8 protein-coding genes are annotated in these 11,056 nt (G+C 44.9%); 7 read left to right on the top strand and 1 reads right to left on the bottom strand.

Features of this window, described 5'->3' with window-relative positions; all coding sequences use genetic code 11:
- The first annotated feature begins 62 nt into the window (after window positions 1–62).
- The gene (gene hpnC / locus KDM92_RS15720) at window positions 63–872 is read left to right on the top strand and encodes a squalene synthase HpnC (RefSeq protein ID WP_212685390.1); all 810 of its coding nucleotides are present in this window, start codon (window positions 63–65) and stop codon (window positions 870–872) included.
- 30 nt (window positions 873–902) lie between these two features.
- Entirely contained in the window at window positions 903–1,607 is a 705-nt protein-coding gene (locus KDM92_RS15715; protein WP_212685389.1) for a M24 family metallopeptidase, read from the top strand.
- Between the two features lie 115 nt (window positions 1,608–1,722).
- On the opposite strand, the gene KDM92_RS15710 is transcribed toward KDM92_RS15715, so the two are convergent.
- Complete coding sequence (locus KDM92_RS15710) at window positions 1,723–2,577, bottom strand: hypothetical protein (protein ID WP_212685388.1); 855 nt, start codon at window positions 2,575–2,577, stop codon at window positions 1,723–1,725.
- 228 nt (window positions 2,578–2,805) lie between these two features.
- On the opposite strand from KDM92_RS15710, the gene hpnD reads away from it, so the two are divergent.
- The 5 genes from hpnD to KDM92_RS15685 all read left to right on the top strand — a co-directional run bounded on the left by hpnD (window position 2,806) and on the right by KDM92_RS15685 (window position 11,041).
- Complete coding sequence (gene hpnD / locus KDM92_RS15705; protein WP_212685387.1) at window positions 2,806–3,639, top strand: presqualene diphosphate synthase HpnD; 834 nt, start codon at window positions 2,806–2,808, stop codon at window positions 3,637–3,639.
- An 18-nt stretch (window positions 3,640–3,657) separates the two neighbouring features.
- Window positions 3,658–5,049: a hydroxysqualene dehydroxylase HpnE gene (gene hpnE / locus KDM92_RS15700; RefSeq protein ID WP_329603168.1), complete on the top strand. Its 1,392-nt coding sequence runs from the start codon at window positions 3,658–3,660 to the stop codon at window positions 5,047–5,049.
- 95 nt (window positions 5,050–5,144) lie between these two features.
- Window positions 5,145–6,023, top strand: coding sequence for an alpha/beta hydrolase (locus KDM92_RS15695; RefSeq protein WP_212685386.1), 879 nt, complete (start codon window positions 5,145–5,147; stop codon window positions 6,021–6,023).
- Window positions 6,024–6,317: 294 nt separating this feature from the next.
- On the top strand, window positions 6,318–9,002 hold the full coding sequence (locus tag KDM92_RS15690) for a TonB-dependent receptor (protein WP_212685385.1): 2,685 nt from the start codon (window positions 6,318–6,320) through the stop codon (window positions 9,000–9,002).
- A 407-nt stretch (window positions 9,003–9,409) separates the two neighbouring features.
- Window positions 9,410–11,041 (top strand): sensor histidine kinase, encoded by a 1,632-nt coding sequence (locus tag KDM92_RS15685; protein WP_212685384.1) that lies wholly within the window; start codon window positions 9,410–9,412, stop codon window positions 11,039–11,041.
- Window positions 11,042–11,056: the final 15 nt, after the last annotated feature.

Here is an 11,056-nt window from a genome sequence, read left to right as displayed (position 1 = left end):
GCCAATGACTTTTGAGTCATTTATTTTTGCAGTTATTCAAATAGCAAAGAACAGCACCCACTATGAGTGTTAATCACTACGAAAATTTTCCGGTCGCATCATGGCTAATGCCAGCACATTTGCGACCCGCAGTAAAAACGATTTATGCATTTGCTCGCAGTGCTGATGACTTAGCTGACGAAGGCAGCGCCAGCGACGTCGAGCGCTTATCCGCTTTGACGGAATATGAAAATAACTTGGAACTAATACGTAACAAGCAAGCTTGCCAGCATCCTTTGTTTAACGATTTAGCTGAAGTTATCTCAACACATCAGCTACCCATTTCACCATTTTTTGATTTACTAAGCGCATTTAAACAAGATGTCACATGTAAGCGCTATGATCACTTTACTAGCCTTTTGCAATACTGCGATCGCTCTGCCAATCCAGTTGGACGCATCATGCTGCATCTATTTAAAGAAACTTCAAGTGATAATCTCGTAAAGTCAGACCTAATTTGCAGCGCTTTACAGCTTGTTAATTTTTGGCAAGATATTGCAATTGACTGGCAAAAGTCCCGCGTATATATTCCACAAGAAGACTTGCTGCGGTTTCATGTTAGCGAGTCTCAAATTGTCGAAGGTGTTTGCAATCAGGCTTGGCGTGCGATGATGCAATTTCAGATAAATCGAACTCGACAGATGATGATTACTGGTAGTCCCTTATGCAAAAGATTACCGGGACGATTTGGCTTTGAATTGCGCTTGGTGGTACAAGGTGGTTTACGCATCCTCGAAAAGATCGAAGCGGCAGATATGGACATTTTTCGACATCGCCCTACGATTCAAGCCACAGACTCACCATTGCTATTGTGGCGCGCGCTAAAAATGTAAATTTCAACGATTTCATCCACGAGTCAAAACATGCCTGATGTATCGCTGGTTCAGTCGTATCAACAAATCCAAGCCCAAGCAAAATGGGTAATGGCTGAACTATCTCGCCTGATTACGCCGGAGGATAGCGAACATAGCATTGCAACAAAAGCCTATGCACTTTTATGCGAACAAGGCTTACACGAAACCTGGTATTACAACTGCCCTGCCTTAGTGTTAGCCGGCACTCGTAGCTGTCTCTCGATATCAGGTAGAGAATATCAAGCGAGTACAGAGAAACTTGGCGGCAAGAATTTGATTAGTATCGACTTAAGCCCATGCCAAGGCGCAATTTGGGGGGATTATTCACGCACATTTGCCTTCGAATTTGGAGCTTGCGTTGAACATCCCAAAACCCGCGAATATCAAAATGGGATAGATTTTCTCAAACGACTACACGAAGAAATGTGTGCATGGGTAAATCCAGAAACCAGTTTTCACAAACTCTATCAATGGAGCAATGTGCGGATACGCGAAAGTGGTTTTGTGAATCTTGATTTTCGAACAAATGTCGGTCATAGCATAGAAGTAGAACGTGAGCGACGCCAATACATCCAAGCGCATAACCAGCAGTTAATTTCGAACGTCAACTTCTTTAGCTTCGAGCCATTTGTTCGCTTAAAAGGTGGTCACTGGGGCTTTAAGCATGAGGACATTTACTACTTCGACCAAGATGGGCGCTTAAGTTGTCTATAGTTGCCTATAAAAAAAGCCAAGACGAACTTGGCTTTTTCTACTGCATTTATTTCGACACCACTGTTTAATTTATCAATTATTTCGCTAAATTAAGATGCGGTGCTGAGGCGCCAAACTAAGCGGCCACACAAGTAATGCCAATTGCACTTGCCGGAGCGGGATTCTCTAAAGACGCTTTTCCCTTGCCATTGGTGACAGTACATTTTTGCCCAGTTGGCTGCGTGGTGATTTGCAAATCATAATTATCACCATCAGACAAACTAAACGACATTGTGTACGCACCATCGGCCAATAAGTTTCGCGCATCAGTAGTACCATCCGCCAACGTATTTGAGATTGTTAAGAATGTTCCTGATTTCAAACCCGCCAAGGAACCACCGACTGGCACACCAGTCGCACAAGTTACCGCGATATTGCTTGGAGGGCTGCTTAAATTCGCCACACCGCTGGCATTTTGAATTTTGCAAACTTGGCCAACTGGTGGCAAAAATACTTTTGCTGCATATTCTTTACCATTCACAGCATAGGTCTGGAACGAAAACACACCATCTGCTGTCAAGGTAGTTTGTGTCGCACCATTCATAGACAATGTCAGCGATTTGCTAGCACCAAGGCCAGTTAATGAACCTGCCAACGGAACGTTTGGTACGCAAGTGACTGCAATGTTATTCACTGGCGCTTCGCCACTCATCTTGCCTTTTCCGTTCGCTACCGTGCAGTTCACTGGATTCGGCTGTTGTCCGACAGTGATATCGTAAGAAGCATTGCTGGCAACACGAAATGAAAATGAACCGTCTACAGACAATGCCTGAGTGTAACCAACTTCATTGACCAAAACCAAGTAGCTACCGGTCGTCGTCAAGCCTTTTACGGTGCCACCAACGGTCGTATAGACAAAACCACCGCACCCAACCAAAATACCAGCGATCACAGCACTCAAAACTGCTACTTTTTTATTTAATTTAATCAAGATAAGTCTACCTTATTACGATATATGAACGACTCAACGCAGCTTGCAACACAAATTCACTGCACAATAAGCTGGCATTGTACAACATGCTCGCCGCATTTTTTTGTCTATATATTGTAAGAACGAATGCGAATATGCATTTCCACGCAAACCGATGGAAGTTTGTACTTAGGCGCGCAGTCGGTTAGCATTACGCCTTAATTCATATTCCAGCCTACCTAATCAAGCATGTCACCAGACGAATATTGCCAAGAAAAAGCCGCACAGAGCGGCTCCAGTTTTTACTACAGCTTTTTATTTCTGCCACAAGAGAAGCGCCGCGCGATTACCGCGCTGTATGCATTTTGTCGCGAAGTTGACGACGTTGTCGACGATTGCACCGATGAATCGGTCGCCAGAAACAAGCTGATTTGGTGGCGTCAAGAAATCCAAGCTATGCTAAAAAATAATCCTAGCCATCCAGTAACCAAAGCTTTGCAGCCGCATCTGCAAACTTACCAACTAGACGGCGCACATTTTTTAGCGATTATTGATGGCATGGAGATGGATTTAAATCAAAATCGCTATCTCGACTTTATCGGATTGCAGCGTTATTGCTGGCATGTCGCAGGTGTCGTTGGCGTGCTCTCTGCTAGCATATTCGGCATCAAAAATCCGCAAACCAAACGATTTGCCGAAAAACTAGGGTTAGCATTTCAAATGACCAATATCATTCGCGATGTTGGTGAAGATGCGCGCAAAGGTCGCATCTATTTGCCCGTCAATGAGTTGCAACAATTTAATGTACCAGCGAGCGACATCTTGAATGCACGTCATAGCGAGCAATTTGTCGCACTGATGCAATTCCAATATGAACGTACGCAAAAACTGTATGACGAGGCATTTGCATTGTTGCCCGAAGAAGATCGTCGTGCCCAGCGCACAGGCTTGATAATGGCTGCAATTTACCGAGCGCTGCTGGTAGAGATTCAACAAGACCAGTTCCAAGTTTTAAAGCAGAGAATTTCTTTAACACCGATACGCAAACTATGGTTGGCGTGGAAAACGTATGTGCGTGGTTAATTGCACTGGCACAAGTCTGTGAAGAATCAAACTAAATCAAAAAGAATCGCGGTAATTGGCGCTGGTTGGGCTGGTTGCGCCGCTGCGGCGACCTTGTGTCGGCAAGGCCACCATGTCACTCTAATTGAAGCTAGTCGTCACCTAGGTGGACGTGCCCGCGCTGTCGATATCCAAGAAAAAAAGATCGATAACGGTCAGCATATCTTATTAGGAGCCTACTCCGCCTGCTTAGAGTTAATGCGATTTGTAAAAATAGACTTGCGAAGCGCCCTATTACGCCTCCCCTTGCAAATGGTGTACCCAAAGCAAACGGGGATCGAATTTTGTACCGCAAAACTACCGGCACCTTTACATCTCTTTTCAGCATTGCTGACATCAAAAGGGCTATCGCGCGCAGACAAAATGGCGCTAGCAAGATTCTCAACCACGGCGCGCTGGATTGATTGGAAATTAAATCACAACTGCACCGTCTCTGAGCTATTGCAGCGTTACGAGCAAACCGAAAACCTATGTTGCCATATTTGGAATCCACTTTGTATCGCTGCATTAAATACGCCACCTGAACGCGCATCGGCACAAGTGTTTCTCAACGTACTGAGAGATAGCTTAGGTGCAAAGCGCGCGGCATCGGACATGCTGATTCCACGATTCGATCTCAGTCGTTTATTGCCGGAGGCATGTGCCAACTTGGTACGTGAATGTGGCGGTGAAGTCGTACTTGGCGTGTCAATTCAATCGATCACAGCACATTCATCAAATCAGTGCAGTCTCGTGCCTTTACATGTCGAGCAGACAGACGGACAAGCACAAATCGCTGATCAGCGATTTGATGGCGTGATTATCGCCACTGGTGCAGAACAAGCTAAACGATTGTTTTCATCCGCGCTTTCAGCAGATCAAATTGGCAGTGATACGCAGGCTACATCTGTCAAATCTATTCTCGATACCACGTTTCAATACGAAGCTATCACTACATGCTATTTGCAATACGCAGCAAGCTGCCGACTCGATCGACCATTTTACGCCTTGGCAGATAATCCGAATCAACATGCATGGGCACAATTTATTTTTGATCGCGGACAGTTAGATACGCATCAAGCAGGATTGATGGCAGTGGTCATCAGTGCCTCTGCAGCGGCAATTGCGCAACCAAGCTCAGAATTGATCAAAGCGGTATGCGATCAACTTGCGCAACAATTGCAAAGTGAGGAATTAAAGCGACCGATCTGGTCGCAAGTCATCACCGAAAAACGTGCGACGTTTGCCTGTTCACCTAATCTGCTAAGACCGACTAATCGTACCGAGATCACAAATATTATGTTGGCGGGTGATTACACTGCCAGTGACTATCCTGCCACTTTAGAATCGGCAGTCAGAAGCGGCATACTCGCGGCACAAGCATTCAAATAGATAATCGATTACGCGTAGTCGAACAAAGTACTGCGTTTGACGATAACCCGCCCTATCTTCTATTATTGGAATTCAATTTTCTATTAGGAGAAATAATGCAAAAGATGCGTCTAGGTATGTCGATTTTGATGCTTGCGATGTTGGCTGCTTGCAAAAGTGTCGTGATCGAAGAGTCACAATTTATTCGACCTGATAGCGTAGTTCCATATCAATCTAAAGGAAAGTTTGACAGCAAAGTCTTGGCAACACTATTGCCAAATGCGGCACTTAAAGATGATCAAATTGCAGTTGATGAACGCGTGCAATTAAATGGTTTAAGTGTAAAAAATGCGCCGGCCACGGTAACGGTTTTATATTTCGGTGGAAATCGCTCACACATCGATGATGCTGCCAAAATGCTTAGTCAACATGTAGCAAGCTGTCCGATCAATTTTACGATGTTTGATTATCGCGGTTACGGCCGCACTCCCGGTCAGCCAAACACCAATAATCTAAAAGAAGATGCTTTGCGAATTTATGATTATGTCAAAGCCAATACGACTGGGCCTCTTCTTGTTCATGGGCATTCGCTAGGCAGCTTTATGACCGCCTACGTCGCACAAAATCGCGCTGTTGATGGCATCATTTTAGAGACGACGGCAACCAAAGTGAGCGACATACTTCAGCTACGCACACCTTGGTATGTGCGTCCATTTATCCGCTTTGAAATCGTTCCTAGCTTAATGGAAATCGACAATCCCAAGGCACTGGAAAATTTTTATGGGAAGAGTTTGGTGATTTCGGCAGAACATGATCAAACCACGCCTCCCGAATTGGGACGCGCTGTTTTTGATGCAATTCCAGCGCAAGAAAAGCAACATCTTTTCGTCAAAGATGCCGGACACAATAATTTATTAAGTAAAAAAGAAGTCCAATCCGCCTACTGTGATTTTGTCCGCAGATTTCATTCTTCAGCATCGGCTACTAGCAATTAATTACTCACATGTCTACTTGACGTTTCTAAGGCATCTCGTAGACATCTCCTTCCTGCATCACTTGCGACGCAAGACTCTTCTCCCATTTCGGCCAATAAGAATCTAAGTAATATCACTTAGATCCAAGAGTAAATTTCTCAATTGCGGCACATCGTCGAAACAATGAAACTACGACAAGCCTCATTAACAACAATTTAGCCTGCACATTTGTTGTCGTGAGTCTTGCATCGAGCGTGTTGGGGAGTACAAACGGCTCGATATTTGATGACATCCATTATTTTCGAGAGAGCTAAAATGCCCCGTCTTATTCAATTTCGTAGATCCCGATCGATGATGTACTTGGCGATCGCCAGCGCTTTTACTTTGTTGGCATCACAAGCCGATGCGCAAGAGACCTCAATCCAGCAAAGCAGCAACACAAAAGCCGATGACAAAAGTAAAGATACAATCCCTGAAGTGATCGTCACGGCAACGCGACAAGCAACTTCCTTACTCAAAGCACCGGTCGCAGTTAGCGCACTAAAAGCAGAAGATTTGATCCGTTCCAATGTCAAAGAACTGTTAAATCTCAGTGGTGCGATTCCCAATGTTCAATTTGGATTATCCAGTGCTGATTCTGGTGTTTTAGTATCTATTCGTGGTGTGACTTCCACCAACTTTACGGAAATTGGCGATCCAGCCGTTGGTATCCATATTGACGGTATTTATTCCCCCAGACCGCAAGGCTCGTTGGCACTAATGTTCGATCTCGATCAAGTCGAAGTTTTGCGCGGCGCGCAAGGAACACTATTCGGACGCAACTCCACCGCAGGGGTCGTCAACATCCTACCCGCAAAACCAGAATTTAAAACCAATTATGGTTGGAGCTCTTTAAATCTCGCCAACTACAATGGCAAAGAAGTACGTTCCGTGTATAACTTTGGGATTAGCGACAATTTTGCGTTACGTGCCGCCGTCATGGTGGATAAGCGCGATGGCTACATCAAACAAGAACGCGATCTAAGTGATCGTGGCGTTCTATTGTCAGATGGTAATGGTGGCGCTAAGTTTACGCCCGACGGCAAACCTGACGTTGATCAACGACTAAATCGCGAGCTTTCACCTAAAGATTATTACACCAACTCAAATCAATGGGCGACGCGTCTAACTGCACGCTGGGCGATTGATAAAGATCTCGAATGGACTGGCGGCTTTGAACATTATCAAAATTCTGGTGCTGGTGAAGTTGGATTAAAAGACTGCAAAATGGCTGCAGGTACACGTTTCGCCTGCGGTCCGCAAGGTCAGTGGTATGCCAAAATTAATGTCCCTGGCAAACTCGATATGAGCATCACGACTTACCGCAGCAACTTGGTGTGGAAACTATCACCACAAACTGAATTGGGCTACAAAGTCGCTTACGCGGTACAAAAGCGCGAACAGCATCATGACGATGATGGTGGTCAATCATTTCTAGCTGAAGATGTTGGCGTTATGGAGCCTTGGGGTAACTGGGGCGCGCAACATGCTATAGATTGGGCTAGTTATACGCTCGATTCCAACTATCGCTCTTTGGTCAATGAGCTTCAAATTAAACAAAATTTCGATCAATGGCGCTATGTTGCGGGTCTCTTCAATATGTCGGAAAAGAACGCCATCAATTTCGCTCAAGACAAGTTAATTGAAGCTCCTTGGGGTATGCCGCACGCACAATTTTATGCGCAACCAAATCGCCAAGTCCATTCAAAAGCACTATTCGCGCAAGCCGATATCAAGCTTGCAGATCAATTGTCAGCGACAGTCGGTTTCCGTATGAGCAAAGATAGTCGCGAAGATATAGGAGGAGTTAGCGCTGGTTTATGGAGTGCGGATACACCTTGGTATTACAACGGCAAATATGTTCCTAAAGCCGCGGGCACCGGCACACCACATAACGGTACTGACTTCACATTTGGAATGGGACCATTTGCTGGCGTCGGTGTATTCCCTAGTCCAGTAGTCAATACGCACAAGGCAAATTGGGAAAAGCCCACCTATCGTCTTGGTCTACAGTACGACATCGATAAAGCAAGCATGGTGTTTGCGTCTGCCGCAACAGGTTATCGCCCAGGTGGCTTTGGCGATAAATTTGATACTTGCGGTGGTGGCACTTGTGTCGACGGCGGCACGCAAAAGTATAGCTACCTTGAATACAATCCAGAGCTCACCACCAATTTTGAAGTCGGCTACAAAGGCCGCCACTTCAATAATAAATTAGACCTGAGCGTGGTTTACTTTCATACCAAATATGATGATATGCACGTCACTGGCATGAATGCAGTTGGTCAAAGGAAATTACGTGCTGACGAAACTTGCCCAGATTGGAATCCAGCTTGTGATGTGGTGACCGCATGGAAAACCGAAAATATCGGAAATTCACGCATTCAAGGTTTAGAAATCGAATATAAAGCGCGGCCATGGGTAGGAGGCACTTTATCCGGCTATGCATCAGTGCTTAATTCGAAAGTCTTATCCTATCCAACTTATGACGACAATTGGATGTGTGGACATCGCCAAGAGTTCGGCGCGGAATCCTGCGCTCCGCTCTATCTCGGTAACGATCCAAGCAAGCGCGGTCGCGCGATACGTGATGTGACCGGCAATCAATTGCCAATGGCACCTAAATATTCTTATGCCATCAACTACTCGCATGACTTTGCACTGGATAACGGCTGGGTGATGACGCCATCCATAGGTATGCGCCATCAAAGTCGTATGTACTTTACAGTTCGCAATCTCGACAATCGTGTGCTCGGTGATTATCAAGATCCTTACACCAATTGGAATGCTTCGGTAAGACTCAGCGCCCATGATGACAAATGGAATATTGAGTTATGGGGCACCAATCTTAGCAACAATATTGTGAAGAATTGGATGGGACAAGGTAATGCGGGTGGATACACCTTCAATAGCTATAACCCACCAAGAATGTTTGGTATACGCGGCACTATCAATTACTAACATCATTATTGAGTCCATTACAAAGATCACGGAGGGTGAAACAAATAGCGAACCATTATCAGGTTCACACAGCGCTTCCCCCAGGGCGTTCTACCAATTAGTTCCGTTTGCTGAGTCTCCCCCATTGCCCCAGCAAAAAGGACTGGATACAGCAGCACCAGTTTTAAAAGAACTAAGTAAGTTGACGAACTGGCTTTACACGGCAAATTTCTCCACGAGATTTGCCGTCTTTTTTTATTTCTAGAACAGATGAGCATAGCCGCACTGCCATGGCATCAAAGTCATACGTGAGATTCAAATTTAGCTCCTGTGCTTTGCCTAATTGATTACTGAATGCTAGATTATGAAATATAGAAATTATCAAGAACTAAAAGTCAGGGAAACCTCGCTATAGATCAGGAACAAATATGGCATTGCTGGGACATCGCTTTTTCCAAAATCGCTGGACTCTATTAGGAATAATGTTATTCCTAACGGTGGGCTTGTTCGCATCGAGTACCTTAGGTTGGCTCTGGTATGCAGATAAACGTGCTTCCGCGGCGAGGCAATCCTCACTCGATCTGCTTTGGATGGAACAGATTATTAGCAATAAGCTAGGCACGCAACAAGTCATGTTGCAGAATTGGGCCTTAGATTTGCGGCCTGATTCTAAACAATCTCGCGCAGAATTTATTCAACGAGCAGATGAACTGATTAAAGAAAATCACGCGATTCTCGCAGTAGAGATCGTCGATGAACAAAATCAGCGCTTAATTGGCGTACCACAATTTGACGAAAGACCTAAACAACTTCCGCCGTTAAGCGATCCCTTAGTGCAAGATGCCATTCATCAAAGTCGTAGCCAAAATTCCGCAATTTATAGTCGAGTGATCGAACAATTTGCGCCGCTATGGGTGCTAGCCCTGCCGAATAGCAATGAACAACATCCGCTACACCGCATCATCGTAACCTATGACTTAAACAAACTACTCACACAAGAAGTGCCTTGGTGGTTTGTGCAGCGTTACGATCTCAGTTTAGTCGATGAAAACGATAAACAGTTATCGCCAAGCGAAGGCGGCATCGTCAATCACCACCAGCAAAGCAATCGCATCGACTTCGGTCCATCGGGTAGTGGTTTGTCACTCAAAACGAGTGTACGTACAGTACAAAACTTCGACAACTTGCTCATTGGCTTAGCCGTCGCAGTCTTATTTTTCGGAATATTGATTATCTGGCTATTACGCCTATTACAACGCTGGATTAAAGAACGTAAAGCGGCACAACAAGCCTTACGTGAACGCGATGTCTTGCTGCAGCACACTGCACATCTATCGAGCTTGGCAGAGTTTGCGTCTGGAATGGCGCATGAATTAAACCAACCACTAGCAGCGATTGCCAACTATGCGGCCGCAGCTGAATGCTTGATTGAAGCAAATGAAATCGATTCCCCAAAAATAAAGCAGGCGGTAGAAAAAATGGGAGAAGAATCCAGGCGTGCGGGAAAAATTATGCATAGCATGCGCAATCTCATTCAAAAAAGTGCAGCGCCGCATGAAATGTATTCGCTATCACGACTGGTGCATGAAGCCATAGAACTGATTGAAGTACAAGCCAAACATCTACATATACGCATCGATTTGATGTTCAATATGGAAGACACTCAAATTCGATGCGATGCAGTGATGCTAAAGCAAGTGCTATTTAACTTAATGCGCAATGCGCTTGATTCGATGAAAACAGAATCGATGAAAAACGAAAAAAATAAAATCGAGCATCCACATCACAAACTAGGCGAACATCCTCAAAAGCTTTGTCTAGTTATTGAAAGAAACGATCGTCAAATTGAAATTAGCGTCGTTGATCAAGGCGAAGGAATACAAAACATGGACAAGCTATTTCAGGCCTTTTACACCACCAAATCCGACGGTATGGGCTTTGGTTTGGCGATCTGTAGAACCGTCATTGAAAATCATGGTGGAAAAATCTGGGCAGAAAATAATCCGAATGGTGGTGCCATCTTTCGATTTAGATTGCCGCTAGAAACCGAACAAACATAATAAATTACGCTAACA

This window comes from Affinundibacterium baiyunense (assembly GCF_018139645.1).
Taxonomy (GTDB): Bacteria; Pseudomonadota; Gammaproteobacteria; order Burkholderiales; family Burkholderiaceae_D; genus Undibacterium; species Undibacterium baiyunense.
The sequence above is the reverse complement of the archived record's forward strand: the minus strand, read 5'-3'. Positions and strand labels throughout refer to the sequence as shown.